This is a genomic window from Xanthomonas sp. GPE 39 (assembly GCF_000963005.1).
In the GTDB taxonomy this organism is placed as follows: Bacteria; Pseudomonadota; Gammaproteobacteria; order Xanthomonadales; family Xanthomonadaceae; genus Xanthomonas_A.
Map to the genome: position 1 here is coordinate 910,025 of NZ_JZHZ01000007.1, position 22,827 is coordinate 932,851.

A 22,827-nucleotide genomic window follows, 5' to 3' on the forward strand; every position below is an offset into this window, starting at 1 on the left:
GCTGCTCATGGACACCTCCGAATTAGCCATTTTCCATGGCCTTGAGATGTCTAGGGAACCCTGGGCGTATCATTCAGTCGTTCAATCAGTCTCTCGTAGAGAAAAAGAAGGGCGGAAAAATTATTCAGTGTGGGCGATTAATAAGGCTGTCAAATGGCAATCACATTGGCCCAGGAGTTGGTGAGCAGACATTTGGCGGCTACTGCGTATTGCAAGTTGCAAAGCAACGTCAAGATGTGGTTGTTTGCAAGGATGATATGGTTGGGGATTTTAATATTCAAGCAGTAAAGTCACAGGACATGTCTGAAAAAAATCTGATTCAATTTACTTACAAGTGTTCAGGGGATTGATCTGCCAAGACTATTGCAAGGGATCTTACTATGTCGAATAGCGCTACTATCACTCGCGAACAGCTCCGCACCTTTCTTATTTTTACCGAATTAGGAGGTAATGTAGGCGATTCAAGTCGCTTTTCGTATGCGAAACTCGGTAGTAGCTCATCTTCTTTTGGTCAATTGCAGTTCGATGTTGATGCAAATCCCGCTGCGCGAGAATTTCTAAGAGATAATGGGTTCACTGAAGCCGATATCACTAAGCTGAGAAATCACGCGCAGCTTTCGGTCGAAGATCAAAATTCGTTAGATTTGAAGTTGCAGGTTATCCATAAGGATAAGATTGATGAATTTACCAATCGACAGTTGGACGTCACGATTGGTCGCGTCGGCGACATCATTGACAATGTTCGTAAGGAAAATCCAAATGCCGCTGATGCCATCAATAAAGATGCAAAATTGCAGCTAGGCATTGCTGACTATGCGAACCAGTTTTCCCCTCGGCATGATGACCAACTTGCTAAGTTTTTGGCGGGTAAACTTGAGCGTGAAATACAGGCAGGTAATCCGCCAACGTTGAATGACTTGCAAAAATTTATCGGTGCCTCACCATATGGCCGTGACTCTGCCAACGCCCGTGGCATTGCAGGCCGTGCAGCACATTTCAACGAAGCTATGGCCGAACTCAAGCTTGGTCCTCCTGTAACAAGGCACACTCAGTCAGCACAGCCCCATACCCTCAAACAAGGCATGCACGGCGACGACGTCAAGCACGTCCAGCAGAAACTGCACGACCTCGGCTATCTGAAGGCTGAGCCGGATGGCCGTTTCGGTTCTGCAACCAAAGCCGCTGCCGAGGACTTTCAGCGTGCCCAGGGGCTGGTGGTGGACGGCAAACTAGGGCCTGACACGCAGCAGCATCTGGATGCGGCCGTGCGTGACCAGCGCATGCCGGGTTTGGCTCATGATCGCGGTGCCCTCTTGCGCGATTTCAGCGACCCCAGCCATCCGCAGAACCCGCTTTACAACACACTCAAGGACGGGTTTCCGCCGGGGACCTCCCCCGAGTTGCTTACCCAGGCGACGGCGGCCTGTTATATGTCGGGCATCAAGCAGCCCGCTGATCTGGGCAATGTCGTTGGTAGTGGTGGCAGCATCTTGTTCCAGACCAACTCGATACACGCCGATAACGCCACGCTCAATACCAATCAACCTGCGCCCAGCGTGCAACACACCATGCAGCAGGTGCAGCAGTTCGAGCAGCAACAGGCGCAGATTAACGCGCAGCTTCAAGCACAGAACGCGCAGATCAACGCACAAGCCGCGCAGCAGGGGCCGGTCATGGGCGGACCGCCGATGCCAGGTGGGCGATAACCCATGGCGCTCTTCGATTCCAGGAAGGCGCGTCGGATCGCGCAAATGGGCGTTTTGCTATCACAGCCAGTGGCTATCACAGCGGGACTTTTGCCGAAACGACTTGCCGACGATGCAGTGTTGCCAGACCGAGCTAGCGCATAGCGTGTCGCATTGGCAGTTCGCCAAGCATAGTGCGACACGTGGTGGCAACCATAGCACTCGCACACGACACGATGGAGAAGGTTGAGGGCGGTCGTGTTGTATACGCGAGGTTGTAGGTCATCTCTGGCTGGCCGCTGAGGAAGCACGCATGCTGATCCGCGCGGCGGCGATCGCCGCGATCCGCGCTTTGGCCAGCGCTTCACCGATCTGCGGGCCACTCAGGCCCTGTGTGGCAAGATCGCGCGCGTTGACCGCCAATGCGGCCGCATGCAGACACTGCAGTTCGCGTCCTTGCGGATAGTCGGCATCTTCGCTGCCGAGACGGCCACGCTTGTCGGCCTCGCACACCAGCGCCAGTTGCGCGATGCGCTCGGGCTTGCGGAAACCGTCGCAGCGTTGCAGCAGTGCGTGCACGGTGCGGTCGCGTAGTTCGGCCAGTCGATGCACGTTCAAATGCTCGCGACAGGCGATTTCGGCTAGTTGCCGATGTTCCTGCGGGATTTTCAGCCGCTCGCACAGTGCGTGCAGTGGCGCCAACCCGCGTTGTTCGTGCATGAGGTGGCGAGGCCATTCGCTCGGTGGCGTCAGTGCCTTGCCCAGGTCGTGCGTCAGCGCGGCGAATCCGATCAGCGCATCGCCTGGCGCGAGCCGCGCGGCCATGTCGCTGACGAGTTCCTGGTGGCGGCCAGTATCGATTTCCGGATGGTATTCGGCACGCTGCGGCACGCCGTAGAGTGCGTCCAGTTCCGGTAGCACGCAGCGCAACGCTGCGGCTTCGTGCAGGGTGCGCAGGAAGGCGGAAGGTTGTGCCGAGGCGAGGCTGCGTCGCAATTCCTGCCATACCCGTTCGGGTACCAGTGCTTCCAATTCGCCGCTGCCCGCCATCGCGCGCATCAGCGCCATGGTGTCCGGGGCGATCTGGAAACCGAGCGGCGCCAGCCGCGCCATGAACCGTGCCGCGCGCAGCACGCGCAGCGGGTCTTCGCCGAAGGCTGGGCCGACGTGGCGCAGCACGCGGCGTTCGAGGTCGCGCACGCCGCCATAGGGATCGAGCAGACGTCCGTCTTCTTCGTCGCGGGCGATGGCGTTGATGGTGAAGTCGCGCCGTCGCAGGTCCTCTTCCAGGGTCACCGATGGATCGGCCTGGACCACGAAGCCGTGGTAGCCGCGTCCGGATTTACGCTCTGTACGCGCGAGGGCGTACTCCTCGCCACTGTGTGGATGCAGGAAGACCGGGAAATCGCGACCGACCTGTTTGTAACCCATACCCAGGAGCTGGTCCGGGGTGGCGCCGATCACCACCCAGTCGCGGTCGCCGGACGGCAGTCCGAGCAGGGCGTCGCGCACCGCGCCGCCGACGAGATAGGTCTTCATGTTGTGCGATGTGCGAGGTGCGGTCCGGGATAGGTGGAATCAGCGCTCGATGCGAGGTCGCCTGGATTCATTGGTGATTGCCGGCGTTTGCGCAGACGAATGCCTTGCGCGGTGCGTCGAACTTGCCCAGCATGCGCTCGCTAACGGGCAGCGCATTGCCGTTGAGGCGCCAGTCGTAGATCACACTGAAGGCGAGGACACGCGCCACGTATTCGCGAGTTTCTTTATAGCTGATTGTCTCGATCCAGAAGTCGGCATCGTAACCGGGACGCTGGGTTTGCCAGCGTGTCGCGGGGCCAGTGCCGGCGTTGTAAGCGGCGATGGTCAGGTAGGTTTGGCCGTAGCTGTTCAGCAACTGGCGCAGATAAGCGGTGCCGATGGCGATGTTGATGTCAGGATCGTACAGACTGGCGGCACCGCTGTAGCCGGTCAGGCCGATGGCGCGGGCGATGTTGGCGCCGGTAGCGGGCAGTAACTGCATCAGCCCGATGGCGTTGGCCGACGAGCGTGCATTCGGGTTGAAGATGCTTTCGGCACGGATCTCGGCGGCGATCCATGTCGGGTCGATTGCGTTCTTGCTAGCCTCACGGCGGATACTCGCGTCGTGGTCCAGCGGGAAGCGCAGCAGGTACATGCGTTGTTCTTCCGGATGTTTGCCCAGCGAGAACACCGCGCGGTCGAACCAACCCGTGTGGCTCGCCACTTCCACCGCTAGCCGCCGTTGCGTGTCGTCGAAACGGCTCAGCGCATCGTTCCATTCGGCGGTTGCCCAGCCGATGCGGTCGATCTTGAAGAGTTCCAGCGCTCGGATCATGGCCGGATCGCGTGCCACGGCGGCCTGCGCCTGCGCGTTATCGTTGGGTTCCCACGGACATAGCGTGTAGGCTTGCTTGAGTCGGTCGGCGGCCATGAAGCCGTGGAAGGTGCTGGACGTTGCGGCCGCGTGGTACAGCCGCTGTGCCTCGGCGGTGTTGCCGGTTTTTTCAGCGAGCCGTGCCTCGAAATATTGCCAGCGCGAATCGTTGCGCTGCGCCGCCGGCATCTTGCGGATCGCGACCAGTGCCGCTGGCCAGTCGCCACGCGCCATCGCTTCGCGTGCGCGCCATTCGTACAGGCGCTCGTCGTAGGCCGATTCCGGCACCGCATTGAGCCTGCGCGCCGAATCGGGGCCGTAGGAGGCCACCGTCCATAGCGCGATCTGGTACAGCACCGCGCCACGTTGCGCCTCGTTGAATTGGAGCGCCTGGGCGAACGAGGGGAGCTGCTGCTCGGCGGCATCCGGATCGGTCTTGGCCAGTTTCTCCAGCCCGTCCACGGCGACCTTGCGGCTACGCTCGGTCTTGGGCCAGTTCAGTGCGCGCGGGTGCACGGCATCCAGAAAGGCGGCGTAATCGTTGGCCAGGCTCAGTTCGGCGGCGGGCAGGCCATGTGCGGCGGCGCGCATGACCGCAGGCTGCTGCGCGTCCGCCGCGGCTTCCACTCGTTCCCAACGCAGTGCATCGCTGATGCCAGCGTGCGCCTGCAGTGTGTCGAAGACCGTATCGCAGCCATCGGTCGATGACGATTTGATGTTGCTGCGCCACAACCCCTGCGCCTCCTGGACCCACTGCGCATCGGCATGACCGGTGGCCTGACGCGCGTTGAGTTGCGCACAGCGCAAGCCGAGGTTGTCGGTGGGCTTCCAGTTTGCCAGCAGCGTTGACCAATCCTGGCGCCGCGCCAGCGCCGCCAGCCATAGCGCTCGGAAACTCTCTGCGACCGGCTGACCGGCGTAGCGCTTGAGGAAATCCTGCGCCTGTGCATCGGGTACCTGGTCGATTGTGCGGCGCAAGTTGGCGTATTCCAGCCAGCCGTACAGTGGATGCTGTTTGAACGCGGCGGCCTGGGCGGGATCGAGGTGCCCTTGCTCGGCATCCTCGATTGCCGCGCGTAGTGCCGGACGCTGGGCATCGAGCGATTGGGCGAGAGCGGGCGTGCTACCGCACAGTGCGGCAGTCAATAGCAGGAGAGAGGTGCGCAGGGTCATGAGCAAGACTATACCGAATGCCGATGAATGGACGTGCCAATGGTGGGCGACACGATGACCAGCGAGTCGGCAACCGATGCACAAAATGTCGCGTCAGCATCGACCCGATCTATCGAGAATGACGGTGGTGTGTGATGTATTGCGAATTTCAATCGAGGTTCCCTGGTATATCGGTGCCGAAAGATGCAGTCAGGGTGTCGTCCGCACTGGGCTTGGCTTCACGTGTTGGAGGGTGCCAAGTCGGTCCATTTTGCCACTGCAATAGCAGCGTCATCTGGCAAGAGATCGGATGTATCGATGCAGAGATGGTTGTCCGCACGGATCGGGACTCTATATGGGCACTGTTGCAGAATCGCAGCAAGCTGCTCGCAATGGTTGAGCTTTCCGAATGCGCGTCGATCGGGATTCTCTACTCTGTCGATGAGCTGATCGTGACGTGCTTTTAGTTGCACAAAATAAGGTGTTGTCAAATATTTTGTGCAGAGAGATTTGAGTGCATCGACATACCAGTCATCATTGGGGCCTTCATAACAAAACGTGGTGACGATGTTGCGATGCTCGGATTCGAGCAATAAAGAAATCGCGTCGAGTCTCAATCGGCATGCAAACCGCCGGCGAGTCTCGAAGCTGCTATCGGCGCCTAGTAAGGCGGTGGCGAGATCGTAAGTCAGATGATTATGAAAAAGAGTTGCGGAGAGGTGCTTGGCTACTTCCTTGCCGACAGTTAATTTTCCAACGGCGGGTGGGCCGTAAAGCATGACGAGTTTTTTGCGGTGGCACAGACTCATCGTTGTCTCACTGGGCGGTTTCTTTCGTCCCTGGTTCATAGTAGGTGACGTTGAGGGTGTTGCGCGTGAGTCCGCCTGTTGGGGATAGGCGTGTCACTTCATGCCAAGTATCTTCGTAACATCCATCGCGAATTATCAAGGTAGCGTTCCCGATCACGGGAACCACGGTGTAGTGAACTTCGTGGTGATCTTGAGGATTGAGAATACGAAGCAATCCACCCCAGTCCAGTTCCCAGCGGGCATTGAAATAGATAATCAGGCGGAAACCTCGGCGCAACGAAGCATCCACATGTGGCAGGTAGTGCGTGTCTTGGCCTCCCCGAAACGCAACGGCCTCCATCGGGAATTCCGTCAGGTCTGTTCCGCAGAAATCGGCCATGGACGACCTGAATGCGTCTGACACGAGTTCTTTGCACATTGCGCGCCATGTATCGGACAATGTCGCAGGTTCGTCTACGTCGAGCGAACCAAGCGGAACCACGGTGCGTCGATAAAAATGTCCGCCGTTGCGTTCGCGGAAGTTGAATCCTTCTGTCGGAAACTCACTTGCCAGTCTGTATGCTAGCGCGTCGCTATGCCATATTGCCTGCAACTCTCCCCAGTTGAATGGCGTGGAATGGAGTGTTCCTCCTGCAATTTGATCAAGTGCGAAATATTCGGAGGTCATGTGTTGCCTCGTGTTAAATAAATAATCAATGGTGCGACGCGTTACTTATCGCGAATGCAAGGTGCTGTGTCAGCTCGTCGATCTCAGTGTCATTGATGGTGAAGGGTGGCGCAAGCTTCAGATTTCGATCCGCAGCTCCGATGATTAATCCCTGTCGGCGCGCTTCGTGTTGTACGCGGCCGCATGTTTCTGGTGAATTGAAAGTGATCGATAGCATCAGGCCTTTTCCTTGTGCGCTCACCACAGTGTCTGTTGTCGGCAAATTTTTGCGAATTTCCTGTAATAAACGCGCTCCCTTCATCCGGACTTTTTCATAAAATTCTTGTGTGTGCAGGTGGTCGAGAATGAATAAGGCGGCACGGCAGCCTAATAGGTTGCCGGATTGTGTATGTCCATGCCGGAAAAGCGGAAAAGGTTGTGATGCGAAGCTTTCGGCAATTTGGGTTGTTGTCATGACGGCGGTGATCGGGAAGCCACCTCCGAGATTCTTACTAAAAATGACGATATCCGGACTAGCGCCCTGAGAGGCTGACTCGCACAGAACGCCGGTTCTTCCGATGCCACAATAGACTTCGTCGCAAATCAAAGGGATGTCGTGTGCTCTGGCGAGCGAGGATAGCGCTCGCAAAAAGCCGTGTGGAAATTGCCGTGTTCCCGCCATCGCCATCACCGGCTCGATGATGAGCGCCGCCACGGTCGATCCGTGTTCGGCAAGAAGCGCCTCCCATGCCGATAAGTCGTCTAGGCTCTGTGGTAGAGGCATCGTCATCGAACAGGTCGAGATAAATGGTAGTGCGCCTTCGTTGATGAAGGCGCGTCGCGTGGCGACCATCGCCCCGAGCGTGCAGCCATGATAAGCGCCATCAATCGCCACGACTCGCGTCCGCTGTGGCTTGTTGCGACTGATTTGATAGTGCCATGCCATTTTTAGTGCGGTTTCGACCCCCTCGCTACCACCGCTTACAAGGAATGTATGTGCAAGTCCCGCTGGTGCCAACGCATCGCCGAGTCGTTCCGCGAGTGCCTCTGGTAGTAATGTGCTTGAGCCGATATTGCACGCGTGGACCAGTGTATCTATCTGCTGTTTGACCACCTCGATCAGGGCCGGGTGAGAATGACCAAGGCAATGATTATAACTGCCCGATATGCCGTCTAGATAGCGCATGCCCGTCTTGTCGTAGAGATAACTCCCCTGGCCGCGCACGATTCTAGGTCGGTGATCCTCCGTATTCATGGGCGTATACGGTGGCCAATAGTGGCGTGGTCTAGAGATAGCGCTCATATTGTGTTCCCTGAAGTTCCAGCTTCAATTGGTCGATATTTTCGATCGTAGACCAGACCGAGGATGTCTCCTTTTTTCCTGTTCCTGGTTCGAGTCTTGCCGCTGAGACATGAAGGAAGGAAAGTAATTTTTCGTGTACAGATTCTGGTTCGGCGAGTAGGTCTTCGTATTCGATTGACAAGATCTCGTGACAAGCAAAGCGATCATGAAACTTGGCTAGATTGGCAAGGTCCTGGTCGATAAAGTCTACGAGTTCCCCATGCGGAATGGTGAGTTTGATCTGTTTCCGGAATCTCTTATCGTCACGACCGACGTACCAGACCTGATCGAGCAGACTTTTCTTGAGCGACACCAGTCGTTCGAGACGGTTGCGTCGATCCAGCAGGATGATTTTTAGATCCGGCCAGCCAGCCAGTGTCTCCCAGATATCTGCACCTGCCCACTCTGTGTCGAGATCACGAAAGAGCACGAAGCCGACAGCTTCCACATATTCGAAATACGGTCGAAATAGATGTCGCTCAAGAATCCGCTCTGCGCTGGTGTCCTGTACGGAATATGGAAGCAAGTGCTGGCCGAACCGATTGAATGCTTCGCCGTGCATCTCGATACATGGATGTGAGCCGAGCAGCGTGCGCAAGAGGTGTGTGCCGGAGCGCGGTGTCGACACGATGGCGAACTTGGTGTACTGCTTCTGTGCGCAGGCGACCTCTTCGCGCAGGCTGCCGCCCAGCCATTTGTTGTGCTCGGCCTGCGCGACCTGTGCGCGCAGGAGTTCCAGCATCGTGGGCGCGCGATCTGCCAGGCCGAGCATGGGCGACAATACTTCGTCGCCTCGTAACCCCTGCCGGCTCCAGTTTCTTCCGCCAGCGCGATATTCATGTACGAATTCGGCGATGGCAGAAACCATATCGTCGTCAATCGCGTGTTTGGCAAGGTCGCTATGAATGCGCGTGGCGAACTCGCGTTCGCTGTAAGACATCCATGCGGACCATTGGGATGTGAGTATCGGTGCTGTCGTATCCGTCATTTGTGCCGGGTTCGATGTAATGACATGGAAGCCGAAGCGCTAGGAAACTTTCTTTGCATGGTGTGCGCACGGTGCTGACAGAAATAGACCTCGCAATAGAATGCGCGGATTGACAGGGTCGTCGACATAGGCCTTCCGCCCGTGTGAAAGCTGATCGTTGCGTATGATCAATGCCTGCCCTCTTTGCAGGGTAAAGCTCAGCGTATACCCGCTATCCGGCTCGGCAAGTCGGGTCAAGTAAGCCACAGCATCGAGCACTCGAGGTTCCACGCGGCGCGAATAGTCCCAGTCCGCAGTCACGTCGATGGTGAAGCCGCCAACGATTCCACCGTCTTCTGCGCTGAGAAATACCGGCCCGATGTGCTCATATTGTCTGTCAAGGCGCGGATCGGTCGATCTGCGTCGGAACACCTTGGGCGCTAGCAGGCACTGGGCGAGTTCTGGGTGATGCCTGGAAAGCGCATGAAATGCCGCCAGGCTATCGAACAGCGTCGATTCGCCACCGCCAAGCGCATGCTGCTTGCAGAGTAGAATCGACGTCTTGATCGTACCAATAGGCAAGTAGGAACCATCGGTATGCAACGCCGCCCCCGATGTGCCGTTGAATACATCGTGTTGACCGCTGGTTAAACCACCGACCTGGTTGATGCCAGACGTCGACATGCCTTCCATGTGCATGCGGCGGTTGAAATCGGACTGATACATCGGCCCGAGATGATAGAGCGTCGCCATCCGCTCGAAGTCTGATGCATCGAATCGCCATTCGTCCTGGACGATAGCGAACCCGTACTTGTCGATATCGCGCATGACGGCCTGTGTGTCGCTCGCATCGAGCACCTGCGCGGACCAACCGTGGAAACGGCTTTGCATGCTCTACCTCTGGCGAAGTAAAATTTTAATCCTGAAATTTTTCTGGGAAACGCATGCGACAGAGTTTCATAGGAAAGCCAGGTGATCATCGCCTTCTGGCTTCGCAGAACGCATAAAATTTGGCGTTTTTACATCACTAATAATAAAAATGAAATTTTTTGTTCGTGCAACAAATTTTCAGTGATTCAGATCAACAAATTATGGTTGATTGATTTCTCTGTGTTCGACACGAAGAGCGCGATTACAACTTTCAGATCGTTGTATTTTGCCAATGAAGCAATAGCTCTTTAGCTTGCACGTACGCTCTATCATGTACGTAAAGAAATCAGCATGCCGTGATGTTCTCCCCATTCCGGTTCGCAGTCCAATTTTCGCGTAGGACTGACGATGGCACCGTTGCCTTTGCTACGGGATGCGGGGTCTTTTCGTTAGGTGGGTGTCGTGTGTTGGTGCTTGCGTGTCGTTCATGATTTGATTACAACGCATCTATGCCCGCGCGGTACAGGGGGCGCAACGACTGGCCCACATCCTTTCCGGAGAGAGACGGATGAACGTCCTGCACCGTCATCGTTTGGTTTTCGTAGTTTCTTCGACCTTGCTCGCAGGTGCCCCAGCGTTGGCCGGAGCACAGCAGGGCGCGGCGACCGCTTCCGCGACGACCACCACGCTGGATGGCGTTCAGGTCACCGGAACGCGCATCCGCCGCGCCGAAGTGGAAGGCCAGGTACCAGTGCAGCGCCTGAGCCGTGCCGATATCGAGCGTACTGGCCTGACCTCCATCGGCGATGTGTTGCAGCAACTCACCGCCTCCGGCTCGGCGTTGAATGCCAAGTTCAACTCCTCCGGCAACCAGGGCTTTCCGCCCGACGGCAGCGGCGTTGGGGCTGGCTCGGCTCAGGTGGACCTGCGCCATCTCGGCGCCAAGCGCGTGTTGGTGCTGGTCGATGGCATGCGGTGGGTCAACGAGTCCTCCGCATCGGGGGTGGGCGCGGCGACCGATCTCAATACCATTCCGTTGGCGATCGTCGAGCGTATCGAGGTGCTGGAGGATGGTGCTTCCTCGCTGTATGGCTCCGACGCGATTGCCGGTGTGGTCAACATCATCACCCGGCGCAGTTTCGAGGGCGGCCAGGTGACGCTGAGCGATGGTCTGTACGACAAGGGCGATGGCGCGAACAAGGGCGTGGATCTGGCTTGGGGCCATAGCAACGAGCGCGCCAGCGTGTTCGTCGGTGCCAGCGATACCAAGCAGGATCCGATCTATGCACGTGATCGCGCGCAGTCGTCGTATCCGGTTCCCGGTACCGGGGTGAGCTTCGGTAGCTCGGCCATACCCGATGGGCGTTTCATCTTCATCGATCCCAATACCGGCGCCCAGCAGGATCTGACACCGAATCATGGTGTCGCCTCGCCCCGTTACGACGGCAGCCCCGGCTGCAGCCGTCGCGACGATTATCATTGTTTCAGCACCGCCGACCGCTACAACTTCGCCCCCTCCAACCTGCTGCTGACGCCTTCGGAGCGCAAGGGCGTGTATGGTCAGTTGCGTTTCTTCTTCAACGATGAGATGCAGTGGTATCTGAAACTGCTGGAAAATCGGCGGACATCGACCAATCAGGCCGCGCCGGAGCCGATTTTTCTGGGGCCAGGCGCCGGCACCGGAAATCCGCTGGCCGATAATGTGTCCGTTTCTGCGGCCAATCCATATAACCCGTTTGGCTTCGCGCTGGATCCGGCGCGTAATCTGATCATGATTGCGCGTCGGCCGGTGGAGGGCGGCATGCGTGTGTTCGAGCAGCGCGTGGATACGCATTACATCGGGACCGGCCTGATCGGTAGTTTTCAAGGCGCTGATCGGACCTGGTTCTGGGATGTCAACGGCACCTACAGCAAGAATCACGCCGAGCAGACCAACCATGGCAGTTACAACATCTACAACATCAACGTGGCGTTGGGTGATCCGGCTGCATGCGCGGCGGTGCCCGGTTGTGTGCCGCTGAATCTCTTCGGCGGTGCTGGCAGTATCACGCCAAGTATGTTGCGCTGGATTCAGCCGGTGCTGCACGATCGCAGTCAGAACGTACTGACCCAGTTCACCAGCAACCTCAGTAGCGATCTGTTCCGACTCCCCGCAGGTGCGGTGTCCTTCGCCACCGGGATCGAATATCGCAGGTACGAGGGCTGGTATCAGCCCGATCCATTGACCGTGATCGGCCATTACAACGGGGTGCCGTCGTTGCCGACCCAGGGCAGTTACGATGTCAAAGAGGCTTACCTCGAACTGAGCGTGCCGATTTTCGCCGACTCGCCGCTGGGCGATAAACTGGATCTCAGCCTGGCAGGGCGTTATTCGGATTATTCCACCTTCGGTAGCGAATTCACGCCGAAGTACGGCCTGCGCTGGCAGGTGTCGCCGGATTTCGTGCTGCGTACCGGCTATGCCGAAGGCTTTCGTGCCCCTAGCATTGGCGAGTTGTATGGCTCGGCCGCGCGTGCGGACCTGACGCTCTCCGACCCGTGTTCGGTTGGCCTGGGCGGTACCGCGCCGCGCGGCAGTGCGTCCCATTGCGCCGCGCTTGGTGCGCCGGCCGGTTATCAGCAGGCCAATGCGCAGATCTCGGTGACCACCGGCGGCAACCGGGCGCTGAAGCCTGAGAAGGCGCGCAGCTTCAGTGCGGGCTTCGTGTGGAGCCCATGGTTCGCCAGTAGCGTGCCGTGGTCGGACCACTTCGATATCGATGTCACCTTCTACCGTCATGACATCGATGGCGCGATCCAGGCGATCAATGCGCAATCCCAGCTCGATGCGTGCGTGCAGACGCTCTCGCCCATCTACTGTCAAGGTATCACCCGCGCCGCCACGGGCGTCATCAACGGTTTCAATAACCGCCTGACCAATCTTGGCGCGATCAAGACCGACGGTTGGGATGTGGGCATGTTCTGGAGCTCGCCGGAAACGGCGCGCGGACGCTTCAAGCTGCGCTGGCAGAATACGTTCGTTACCCGCTACGTCGCCACGGGGGCTGCCGGCCAAGTGCAACCGCAACGCCCCGGCGTGGAGGTGGTGGACAGCGCCATCCCGGAGTGGACCAGCACCATGACGCTGGATTGGACGCGTGGACGCTGGAATGCGTCATGGACGCTGCGGCATCTGTCCGCACTGACCGAGCAGTGCGGCGACGCGGTTGCATTTGCAGTGTGCAGTCATCAGGTCGCCGGGACCAACACGCTGGCGGCGATCACCTATCACGACGCGCAGGTGGGCTACCGCTTCGATTGGCTCAAGGGGATGACTGTCAGCGGCGGCGTCAACAATGTGTTCGACAAGAATCCGCCGATCTGTTTGTCGTGTTCGCTCAATGGCTACGATGCCTCGACCTATGGGATTCCCGGCGGTCGTTATCTGTATGCGCGCGTGGATGTGAAGTTTTAGGGCGATATCGTGTGCGCGGGCCAGTGCATGATGCAATGGCCTCGATGACGGCACGACGTGCGTGCTGCGCGAGCGGTCAACGCAGCAGCGCTTGCGGCACTTCGATTTCGGTGGTCAGTGCCAGGTGGTCTGAGAAGGCGGCGGGTACGGCGCGATGGGCGCTGCAGCGCAGGCCGTCGCTGACCAGGATGTGGTCGATGGCCCGCTGCGGGCGCCAACTGGGGAAGGTGGGCACCACGCAAGCCGGTGGTTGCAGCCGGGTGCGCTGGTACAACAACTGCATTTCCGGGCGGTCGGCGAGGCAGTTGAAATCGCCCATCAAGATGGCGTTGGGATGATCGGCGAGCAGGTCCGCAATAAATGCCAATTGCACCGTGCGCGAGGTTGCGCCCAGCGACAGGTGCGCCACCGCGATCGCCAGGCCCTCGTTGCCGTCGCCGAACTTGGCCAGCAGCACGCCACGGCCACCGAGGCGGCCTGGCAGGGCATGGCTTTGCACCTCCAGCGGCTCCAGCCGGCTGAGCAGGCCGTTGGCGCTGGAGGCCACGCCGCCCACGCGCCGGTTCGGTTGGTGGCTCCAGTAATGGAAACCAGCGCGCTCGGCCAGGTAGTGGGTCTGGTTGGTGAAGCCCGAGCGCAGACTGCCAGGATCGCTTTCCTGCAAGCCGACGATGTCGTGGGCGCTGGCCAATTGCGCGATCGTGTCCAGACTGCTGCGCTTGCTCCCGGCCGGCAACGCATGCGACCAACTGCGAGTCACATAGTCGCTGTAGCGGCGCGTGCTGGAACCGGCCTGGATATTGGCGGTCAGCACGCGCAGTGTGCGAGTGGCGGGAGTGGTCACGTCGTTGCGGCTCGACGCACAGTGTCTACTTGGACAGCGCCGCACGTTCGCGCGCGATCAATTGATCGGCGATGTGCAGCATGTCGTTGTAGTTTTTGCCTTTGATCAAATATTTGCCATCCACAATCAGCGACGGCGTGCCGGTGATGCCGCTGCGGGTCGCGAATTGCTTGGCGCGATTGGTCTTTGTTGCCACCGCGAAGCTGCTCATGGTGTCGGCGAATTGCTTCGGATCCACGCCGTACTTGGCGTAGAAATTGGCGATGTCCTGCACCGAGTCATGGCCGCGCTCGCCCTTGAGTGTCGAGTCGACGTGGATGGCCTTGTACAAGGCGTCGTGGGTCTTTTCCTGCACGCCCAGCGCTTCGGCGGCGTAGAACGCACGCGCGTAGTCGTCCCAGGTGCCGCCGAACATCGCCGGGACGTAGATGAAGTGCACGTCCGACGGCAGGCCGGCTTTCCATGGGCCGATCAACGGCTGAAAGCCTGCGCAGGCAGGGCACACATAGCCGAAGACTTCGGCGACTTCGACCTTGCCGTTGGTCGGCTGGAACGGTTGGCCGCCGGGGATGTCGATGTAGTCGGTGCCGGCGACCGGCTCCGGACCGTTGGGCTTCTTCGCCGCAGTTGGCGCGGCTGCGGGGGGAGCGTCGCTTTCGGCCGCTGGCGGCGTGCTCGCGTCGGCCGGTGCTGGCGTCGGCGCGGTTTCGGTGGGCGCGGCGGTGGCGGTGCTGTTGTCGCTGGCCGCTGCCGTTGCGGTAGTGGGGGCGACGGTTTCGGTGGTGCCGTCCTTGGCCTTGCAGGCCACCAGAATCGGCAGCAGGGCCATCAGGATCAGGGCGAAGCGGGTCTTCATCGGCGACATCTCCAGCAGGATAGGGGGCATGCGCCGGACCCGCAGCAAACGCGGGCCGGCAGTGCCGCCATGATGCCATGCCGGGGATCGAGGACTGTGGCTGCTTACTTGCCGGCGCGCGCGCGCGCGACAAGGGCGTCGGTGATACGCAGCATGTCTTCGAAGTTTCTGCCCTTGACCAGATACTTGCCGTTGACCACCAGTGCGGGGGTGCCGGCGATGTCGCTGCGGATGGCGAAGTCGCGCGCGGCCTTTACTTGTGCGGCCACTTGCGGGCTTTCGTAGGCGGCGATGAAGTCGTGCGGCTTCACGCCGTAGGCGGCATAGAACGTGGCCAGTTCCTGCGGTGCGACGTTCTGCGTCGGCACGCTGTGCTTGTCGTGGATCGCCTCGAACATGGCGTGGTGGCTGCGGCTCTGCACGCCCAATTGCTGTGCGGCATAGAAGGCGCTGGCGAAGCTGTCCCAGAAACCGCCGAACGCGGCCGGGACAAGGGTCACACGCACGTCCTTGCCCTGCTTGGCGGTCCACTCCTCGAACATTGGTTCGAAATGCGCGCAATGCGGGCAGGTGTAGCCGAACAGTTCCACCACTTCGATTTTGCCAGCCAGTGGTGCGAACGGCTTGGGGTCGGCGATCACGGTGTAGTCCTGGCCTTCCACCAGCGCCGCTGGCTTGGGTTGCGCGAAGGCGCTGAGCGGCAGCAGGGCAAGCAGGCACAACAGCGGGTGGAACAGTCGTTTCATGCGATCTCCAATGGGCAAAAACGAACGCCGGTCATCGGGACCGGCGCGAGGCTGGGACGGGGTGGGTGCCGCCATGGCGGCGCGGTCAGGATTGTTGCGCAGGTGCTCCCTGTTGGGGCATGGACGGTGCAGGTTTGGCCGGCGTGGCGGCGGCATCGTCGGCATGGTCGTGCAGACCCTGCAGATAGCTGCCGAGCGCTTTGATCTCCTGGTCGGTCAGCGGTTTGGCGACCTGCGCCATGATCTTGAACAGCGTTGGGTCGCGTTCCTGGGTGGTGCCGGCCTGGTATTCCTGCAGACGTCGCGCCACGTAGTCGGCGCGTTGACCGGCCAGATGCGGATACGCCGGGCCGGGATTGCCGGCGCCGGTCGGGCCATGGCAAGCCATGCACGCGGGAATGCCGCGTGTGGGGTCGCCACCACGGTACAACTGCTGGCCGACCTCGTAGAACTTCATGCCCGCGTAAGGCCCTTCGGCGATCACCGCATCGTCGGCGATGCCGGCACCGGCCTTTTGCGTGGCGAAGTAGGCACCGATGTCGCGCATATCCTGCGGGCTGAGTGCCTGCACGAACGGCACCATTGCCGCGACTGCGCCACTGGTGCGTTCGCCGTGCGCGATCAGCGCCATCTGCCGCGCGCTGTAGCGTTCCATCTGGCCGGCGATGCGTGGATACATGGCCAGCGAGGGGTTGCCGTCTGGCCCGTGGCAGGCGGCACAGTTGGCGGCCTTGGCCTGGCCGGCCTTGGCATCGCCCCAGGCGACCTTGCCGACATCGCTTTCCAGCGGCATGGTGCGCACCGGCGCGTTGTCGGGGATGGGCACCACCGCGGTCTGCGCGAACGCGACAGCGGCGGCGATGGAAACGGCTAGACCGGCAAAGGCAAGAACGCGAGCGTGGCGCATTGCTGAAGCTCCGTATGACCCGACCCCGCGGCTGCCGAGGCGGCGACCGCATTCGCGCGATTATCCTCGCGCCACTGCCCAGTGGTCAACGCAGCCCGCCTTGGCGGGCAGACGTGCGATCCTAGTGGCATGTCGCTGATCCTCGAACGTGCTCACTATCTGCTTTCCGCCCACAACGCCCGCCAGTTGCCCGATGACGACGGCTGGGAAGTGGCATTCGCCGGTCGTTCCAACGCGGGAAAATCCAGCGCGTTGAACGCGCTCACCCGGCAGAACGCGCTGGCCCGTGTCTCCAAGACGCCTGGACGCACCCAGCAACTGGTGTTCTTCCAGGTGCAGCCGGAGCGTTATCTGGTCGATCTTCCAGGCTACGGCTATGCCAAGGTGCCGCAGGAACTGCAGGCGCACTGGCAGTCGTTCATCGATGCGTATTTCCGCACGCGCCAGGCTTTGCGTGGATTGGTGGTGGTGATGGACATCCGGCATCCGCTCAAGGATTACGACCGGCAAATGCTGCGCTATGCCGTGCAACGCGGCTTGCCGGCGCATGCGCTGCTGACCAAGGCCGATAAGCTCGGCCGTGGTCAGCAGGCGCAAGCGTTGCAGCAGGTGCGCAAGGAACTGCTCATGGCGTTCGGCGATACGGTCGGTGTGCAGACTTTTTCCGGCGCCAGTCGCCAGGGCGTGGACGAGGCGCGCGCCATCGTCGGCGATTGGTTGGGGCTGGAGGCTGCGCCGTCCGTCGTGCCTTGAGCTGCGCGCTCGAACTGCTGGCGCTGTGCCCATTGCCGTCTTCAGGTGGTGGATGGCGGGCGAGGTGTCAGGCGATCACCGATAACCTTGCGCATGCCACCGCTGTGCGAGAGTCGCTGCCCATGCAGTGTGATCGTTGTCGGGCATGGTCAGTGGTGCGGACATAGCCGAATGCGCGCGCTAGCCGCGTTCAGACATGTACGCCGAACAGGTGCCCGATCGCGCCAGTGGTCAGCATCGCCAGTGTTCCCCAGAACAGCACGCGTGCCGCGCCGCGCGCGTCTGACGCACCACCGGCACGAGCGGCCAGCGCGCCGGTCAGCGACAGTCCAGCCAGGGTTGCCACGCCGGTGACCCAGAGTTGCTCCCCGGTCGGTGCCAGCCAGGCCGCGACGACCGGCAGCGCCGCGCCAGCGCAAAATGCCGCCGCCGAGGCGGCCGAGGCCTGCAATGGGCGGGCGCGCAGGCTTTCGGTGATGCCGAGTTCGTCGCGCGCATGCGCGCCCAGCGCATCGTGTGCGGTCAATTGTTCGGCAACCTGGCGCGCCAACGCCGGGTCCAGTCCGCGCTGGCGGTAGATCGCGGTGAGCTCTTCCAGTTCGCTTTGCGGATCTTCGTGTAGTTCGCGGCGTTCCTGCGCCAGGTCCGCGTGTTCGGTGTCCGCCTGCGACTGCACCGAGACGTACTCGCCAGCGGCCATCGACATCGCGCCAGCGACCAGACCGGCGATGCCGGTGGTCAGCACGGTGGTGGTGGAGGCGCCGCTACTGGCGACGCCAACCACCAGGCCGGCCACGGAGAGAATGCCGTCGTTGGCACCGAGCACGGCTGCGCGCAGCCAGCCGGCGCGGTCGGAGCGGTGTCGTTCTGAGTGGGCGGGGCGCATTGCGACACCTGTTGCGAAATAGGTCAAGATGGCAGCTTAGCCGAGTCGATCGCGGGGCTTGTGGCTGCGTCTCACTCTCGACGCCGCCAGCATGGCGGCCATGGAATACTGCGTTACCGCCCGTCGTGATGTGCGCGATGTCGTCGGCAGTCTACAGTGCCGGCCTTGCGATGGCGGTGGATGACCCCCACATTCCTCCCTCTTTTCGTGCGAGTGCTGCCCTTGTCGAGCCCCAGTCACGTTGCCGAGACACCGATCACCGACCGCGCCGAACTGGTTCAGGTGTTGGCCTCCGGAGAAAAGCACCAGGCGCAGTGGCGCATCGGCACCGAACACGAGAAATTCGGTTTCCGCCTGGACGATCTGCGGCCGCCGACGTTCGACGGCGAGCGCGGGATCGAAGCCTTGCTGCTCGGTCTCACCCAATTCGGCTGGGAGCCGGTGCGCGAAGCTGGACGTACCATCGCCCTGTTGCGCGATGGAGCTTCGGTGACGTTGGAGCCGGCCGGGCAGTTGGAACTGTCCGGCGCGCCGCTGCAGACCATCCATGAGACCTGCGTGGAAGTGGGCAGCCACCTCAACGAGGTCAAGCAGGTGGCCGATCAATTGGGCCTGGGCTTTCTCGGCATGGGTTTCCAGCCGAAATGGCGCCGCGACGACATGCCGTGGATGCCCAAGGGCCGCTACAAGATCATGCAGGCGTACATGCCCAAGGTCGGCGGGCTTGGCTTGGACATGATGACCCGCACCTGCACGGTCCAGGTCAACCTGGACTATGCCAGCGAAGCGGACATGATCAAGAAATTCCGTGTCTCGCTCGCGCTGCAGCCGATTGCCACCGCGCTGTTCGCCGATTCGCCATTCACCGAAGGCAAGCCCAACGGCTACCTCAGCTACCGCTCGCACATCTGGACCGATACCGACGCCGGCCGCACCGGCATGCTCGATTTCGTCTTCGAAGATGGCTTCGGTTACGAGCGCTATGTCGATTACCTGCTGGACGTGCCGATGTATTTCTCTTATCGCGACGGCACCTATATCGATGCCAGCGGGCAGAGCTTTCGCGATTTCATGCGTGGCGCGTTGCCGGCGCTGCCCGGTGCGTTGCCGACCCTGCGCGATTGGTCCGATCACATGACCACGGCGTTTCCGGAAGTGCGGTTGAAGAAATATCTGGAAATGCGCGGCGCCGACGCCGGGCCATGGGGGCGGCTGTGCGCACTGTCGGCGTTCTGGGTCGGCCTGCTGTACGACGACGCGGCGCTGGATGCTGCCTGGGACTTGGTCAAGGATTTCAGCCTGAGCGAACGCCACGCCCTGCGCGACGGCGTGCCGCGCCACGCCCTGAAGTTGCCGTTCCGTCATGGCAGCGTGCAGGATCTCGCCACCGAAGCGGTGAAAATCGCCCTGGCTGGATTGCGTCGCCGTGCATGCTTGAATCGCGATGGCCAGGACGAATCACGCTTCCTCGAACCGCTGGTGGAGATCCTGCACGATGGCGAGACTGCCGCCGAGCGTAAGCTGGCGCTGTACCACGGTGCCTGGCAGGGCGATATCGATAGGGTATTCGGCGAGTTCGCTTACTGAGGTGGACGCGTCGCCGAGCCAGGCCCTAGCCCTTCCATCGACGGCATCGCGCAATGGAATCGCCGCCAGCCCTGCTGCCGATGCACCTGATGTATCGGCGCAGCGCTGGGCTTTCCTGCACAGCATCGCGACGCCGACGTTCTATCTGCTGCGTGGCAGCACCAGCCTCGAGACGTTCGCTGGTTGGCCCAATCCCGATGGACTGGCGAGGATGAAGGCGGCATTGCAGCGGGAAAGCGCGGCAGAACACGGCAATCAGCAACGACGTTAGGCGGGTCAGCTGCGTCCGTCTTGTTTGCGGATTCATGTGCTCGCTTGGCAAGGCAGTGTCACGCACACCCGCAAGCCGCCTTCGGGACGATTGTTCAGCTCGATTACACCGCCGTGTGCGAGCACCGTGCTGTGCGCCACTGACAGGCCAAGGCCGATGCCGCCGGTGTCGCGATTGCGCGAGTTTTCGCCGCGGAAGAACGGCAGAAACAATTTCTCGCGTTGCGTTGGATCAATGCCGGGACCATCGTCGTCGATCCACAGCACGCACTCGTTGGCTTCGCGCCGCAGGTGCACGCGCGCGCGCTTGCCGTACTTCAAGGCGTTTTGCACCAGGTTCATCACCATGCGCCGCAGTGATAGCGGGTCGCCGTCGAGGGTGATGGCCTGGCCGGCGTGCAGGCTGACGTCGGCGCCGGTGTCGCTGGCATCGTCCACCACGCTTTCTACGAGAAGGCGAAAATCCAGCGGAGAGCGGGGAGTGCGATGGTTATCGTTGTGGATGAAGTTCAGTGCGGCGGAAATCATTGCTTTCATCTCGTCGATGTCGGCCATGGTTTTGTCGCGCAACGGTGGCTGCAGGCTCTCCAGACGGAACGCCAAGCGCGCCAGTGGTGTGCGCAGGTCGTGGGCGATCGCGGCGACCATGTGCGTGCGTTCGTTGATGAGGCGGTTCAGGCGGGCTTGCATCGCGTTGAACGAGTCGGCGGCTTGCACGATCTCGCTGGGGCCGCTGCGCTGTAGTGGTTGTGCGTTGGGATTGCGGCCCAGACGGTCGGCGGCTTCGGCAAAGCGCCGGATCGGCGCCGACAGCGCCCGCGAGAACCACCAGGCCAGCGGTAGCATCGCCAACATGCCGGCCAAGAGCAGCATCGCCACCTTGCTCTTGAATTCGCGGGAAAAGCGTTGCGGCGGTGACATCACGCTGCGCCAACTGCCATCGGGTTGGTGTAGCGCGGCGGTGAAGCCATCCAGCAGCGGCACCTCTGGGGCGAAGCCATGTTCGCGCCAGCCCATGGCGCGCATCGTTGCGTCGAAGGCGTTGCTGCGGGTCGTATCCCTGGGCGCGGTGTGCGGTGGTGTGGCATCGACCACAACGTGCAAGGAGGGCGTGTCTGCGCTTTGGTCCGATGCTGCAGAGGCGGGTTGCGGTGGTAGCTCCCCCAGCCGGAAGCGCAGGCGGTCGAGGCGACCGTCGCTATTGCGGTAGAAGCGTACTTCTTCCTGCTCCACTGCCAGCCAATGCGCTATCAGGCGTTCGGCCATGCCATCGCGGACTTGATCCGGGGCCGGCAATGGCGCGCGCGCAGAGTCCTGGACTTTCAGCGTCTGCGTGCGTGCGGGCATCCGGGTACTGAGCAGCGCGATCACTTCCGGTGGATGCACCGGCATCTCGTAGACCGGTGTGCGCAAAACCAGGGCGATGCCGATCAGTTGTGCCGCCAGCAACGCCACGATGAGCAACAGGAAGGTGCGTGCGAAAATCGGCAAGCCGCGCTTGGACGCGCTCACAGGCGGGCGACGCTCGGCAACAGCATGTAGCCTTCGTTGCGCACGGTGCGGATCAATTCGGTCTGCACGCGCTCGTTGATCTTGCGGCGTAGACGGCTGATCTGGCTGTCAATGGCGCGATCGTAGACCTCGGTGTCGCGCCCGCGCGCGTAGTCGAGCAATTGATCGCGGCTGAGGACACGTTGCGGGTGTTCGACGAAGGTGCGCAGCAGGGCGAACTCGCCGTCGGAGAGATTGATGAAGATGCCAGTGGGGTCACGCAGATCGCGACGGATCACGTCCAGCCGCCAGCCAGCGAATTCGTAGACGTTGCCGCGCGCTTCCGGCGGCAGCATCGTGGCTTGACTGCGGCGTAGTAGGGCGCGCACGCGTGCCAGCAGTTCGCGTGGATTGCAGGGTTTGGCCAGGTAATCGTCGGCACCCACTTCCAGGCCGATGATGCGGTCGGTGTCGCTACCCAGTGCGCTGAGCATGATGACGGCGGGTGCGCCGCGCTCGCTGGCGAGTTGGCGCGCTGCGCTGAGCCCGTCTTCGCCGGGCATCATCACGTCCAGAACGATTAGGTCCGGTTGCCGTTCGGCCATCAATTGGCGCATTTGCGCCACTGTCTCGGCGGACTCTACTTGATAGCCGTGTTCGCTCAGGAACTCGCTGATGAGTCGGCGCAGGTCCGGGTCGTCGTCAACGACCAGGATGAAGGATTTCATGTCCACGATCTTGAGGGAGGGTCATAAGGTATTCGGTCAGTCTAGACGTGGTGACGGCTGTCTGGAACTGGTGCGGCCAGCGTCTGTTCACCGATCTCCGGCCAGGGTATGGTCGTCGGATCATCATAGGCTGCGGTTTCATGGCGGTTTTTGTCTGCTGCACGCGCGATGCAGGGCAGGCCGGTCGGCACGGTGTGGACACGGTTCGCCGTTCCTTTTTGCCGGTCGTGCAGATATTATCTTTAACATATGTTTCAACCTCCAATCGCATGTCACACACCTGCATGAAAGGACGTGTGTTCTGTTTCCCATCCGCCTTACGCGCGGGCAGAGCGAGGCAGTGGAGCGGGCGCTGCAAGGTAGTTCGGATTACGCGCCCTTGCCTCAGCAGATCGCGGCGCTATGCGCCGCTGCGGTTGGCAGTCTGATGGCATCGGTGATG

19 protein-coding genes and 1 pseudogene are annotated in these 22,827 nt (G+C 60.9%); 6 read left to right on the plus strand and 14 right to left on the minus strand.

The features are described 5' to 3' along the window. The first annotated feature begins 35 nt into the window (after positions 1-35). Both XALGPE39_RS16355 and XALGPE39_RS15090 read left to right on the plus strand, forming a co-directional pair. The gene (locus XALGPE39_RS16355) at positions 36-350 is read left to right on the plus strand and encodes a hypothetical protein (RefSeq protein ID WP_235429740.1); all 315 of its coding nucleotides are present in this window, start codon (positions 36-38) and stop codon (positions 348-350) included. Between the two features lie 30 nt (positions 351-380). Next, the gene (locus tag XALGPE39_RS15090) at positions 381-1,706 is read left to right on the plus strand and encodes a peptidoglycan-binding protein (protein ID WP_082061819.1); all 1,326 of its coding nucleotides are present in this window, start codon (positions 381-383) and stop codon (positions 1,704-1,706) included. 261 nt (positions 1,707-1,967) lie between these two features. Here XALGPE39_RS15090 and XALGPE39_RS03860 read toward each other — a convergent pair whose 3' ends face one another. The 7 genes from XALGPE39_RS03860 to XALGPE39_RS03885 form a co-directional block, all read right to left on the minus strand. Next, positions 1,968-3,224, minus strand: coding sequence for a multifunctional CCA addition/repair protein (locus XALGPE39_RS03860; protein WP_045727060.1), 1,257 nt, complete (start codon positions 3,222-3,224; stop codon positions 1,968-1,970). Between the two features lie 67 nt (positions 3,225-3,291). Continuing rightward, the gene (locus XALGPE39_RS03865; protein WP_045727061.1) at positions 3,292-5,250 is read right to left on the minus strand and encodes a transglycosylase SLT domain-containing protein; all 1,959 of its coding nucleotides are present in this window, start codon (positions 5,248-5,250) and stop codon (positions 3,292-3,294) included. Positions 5,251-5,468: 218 nt separating this feature from the next. After that, positions 5,469-6,038 (minus strand): AAA family ATPase, encoded by a 570-nt coding sequence (locus XALGPE39_RS15095; RefSeq protein WP_082061820.1) that lies wholly within the window; start codon positions 6,036-6,038, stop codon positions 5,469-5,471. Positions 6,039-6,045: 7 nt separating this feature from the next. Continuing rightward, positions 6,046-6,705: a 2OG-Fe(II) oxygenase gene (locus XALGPE39_RS03870; RefSeq protein WP_045727062.1), complete on the minus strand. Its 660-nt coding sequence runs from the start codon at positions 6,703-6,705 to the stop codon at positions 6,046-6,048. Positions 6,706-6,730: 25 nt separating this feature from the next. Further along, positions 6,731-7,909: an aspartate aminotransferase family protein gene (locus XALGPE39_RS03875; RefSeq protein WP_235429861.1), complete on the minus strand. Its 1,179-nt coding sequence runs from the start codon at positions 7,907-7,909 to the stop codon at positions 6,731-6,733. A gap of 61 nt (positions 7,910-7,970) precedes the next feature. Next, entirely contained in the window at positions 7,971-9,014 is a 1,044-nt protein-coding gene (locus tag XALGPE39_RS03880; RefSeq protein WP_045727064.1) for a sulfotransferase, read from the minus strand. A 39-nt stretch (positions 9,015-9,053) separates the two neighbouring features. Further along, a complete protein-coding gene (locus XALGPE39_RS03885) occupies positions 9,054-9,884 on the minus strand; it encodes a TauD/TfdA family dioxygenase (RefSeq protein WP_045727065.1) in 831 nt (276 codons plus the stop codon). 547 nt (positions 9,885-10,431) lie between these two features. Here XALGPE39_RS03885 and XALGPE39_RS03890 point away from each other — a divergent pair. Beyond that, positions 10,432-13,317, plus strand: coding sequence for a TonB-dependent receptor (locus XALGPE39_RS03890; protein WP_045727066.1), 2,886 nt, complete (start codon positions 10,432-10,434; stop codon positions 13,315-13,317). A 76-nt stretch (positions 13,318-13,393) separates the two neighbouring features. Here the strand turns inward: XALGPE39_RS03890 and XALGPE39_RS03895 are convergent, their stop codons facing one another. From XALGPE39_RS03895 to XALGPE39_RS03910, 4 genes are all read right to left on the minus strand, one after another. Next, a complete protein-coding gene (locus XALGPE39_RS03895) occupies positions 13,394-14,161 on the minus strand; it encodes an endonuclease/exonuclease/phosphatase family protein (protein ID WP_045727067.1) in 768 nt (255 codons plus the stop codon). Positions 14,162-14,186: 25 nt separating this feature from the next. Further along, complete coding sequence (locus tag XALGPE39_RS03900; protein ID WP_045728942.1) at positions 14,187-15,017, minus strand: thiol:disulfide interchange protein DsbA/DsbL; 831 nt, start codon at positions 15,015-15,017, stop codon at positions 14,187-14,189. A 104-nt stretch (positions 15,018-15,121) separates the two neighbouring features. Next, positions 15,122-15,763: a thiol:disulfide interchange protein DsbA/DsbL gene (locus tag XALGPE39_RS03905; RefSeq protein WP_045727068.1), complete on the minus strand. Its 642-nt coding sequence runs from the start codon at positions 15,761-15,763 to the stop codon at positions 15,122-15,124. 85 nt (positions 15,764-15,848) lie between these two features. Further along, complete coding sequence (locus tag XALGPE39_RS03910) at positions 15,849-16,670, minus strand: c-type cytochrome (protein ID WP_045727069.1); 822 nt, start codon at positions 16,668-16,670, stop codon at positions 15,849-15,851. Between the two features lie 129 nt (positions 16,671-16,799). On the opposite strand from XALGPE39_RS03910, the gene yihA reads away from it, so the two are divergent. Beyond that, complete coding sequence (gene yihA / locus XALGPE39_RS03915) at positions 16,800-17,423, plus strand: ribosome biogenesis GTP-binding protein YihA/YsxC (protein ID WP_045727070.1); 624 nt, start codon at positions 16,800-16,802, stop codon at positions 17,421-17,423. Positions 17,424-17,613: 190 nt separating this feature from the next. Here yihA and XALGPE39_RS03920 read toward each other — a convergent pair whose 3' ends face one another. Beyond that, positions 17,614-18,309 carry a VIT family protein gene (locus XALGPE39_RS03920; protein WP_045727071.1) on the minus strand — a complete coding sequence of 232 codons (696 nt, stop codon included), beginning with the start codon at positions 18,307-18,309 and terminating at the stop codon, positions 17,614-17,616. A 222-nt stretch (positions 18,310-18,531) separates the two neighbouring features. Between XALGPE39_RS03920 and XALGPE39_RS03925 the strand changes: the two genes are divergently transcribed. Continuing rightward, positions 18,532-19,896, plus strand: coding sequence for a glutamate--cysteine ligase (locus XALGPE39_RS03925; RefSeq protein ID WP_045728943.1), 1,365 nt, complete (start codon positions 18,532-18,534; stop codon positions 19,894-19,896). Between the two features lie 18 nt (positions 19,897-19,914). Next, positions 19,915-20,167: pseudogene (locus tag XALGPE39_RS16640) on the plus strand (hypothetical protein); the annotation flags it as partial. A gap of 32 nt (positions 20,168-20,199) precedes the next feature. Here the strand turns inward: XALGPE39_RS16640 and XALGPE39_RS03935 are convergent. Continuing rightward, positions 20,200-21,678, minus strand: a complete 1,479-nt coding sequence (locus XALGPE39_RS03935) for an ATP-binding protein (RefSeq protein WP_045727073.1) — start codon at positions 21,676-21,678, stop codon at positions 20,200-20,202. Next, on the minus strand, positions 21,675-22,391 hold the full coding sequence (locus XALGPE39_RS03940; RefSeq protein ID WP_045727074.1) for a response regulator: 717 nt from the start codon (positions 22,389-22,391) through the stop codon (positions 21,675-21,677). Before XALGPE39_RS03940 ends, XALGPE39_RS03935 begins: the two co-directional genes overlap by 4 nt. Positions 22,392-22,827: the final 436 nt, after the last annotated feature.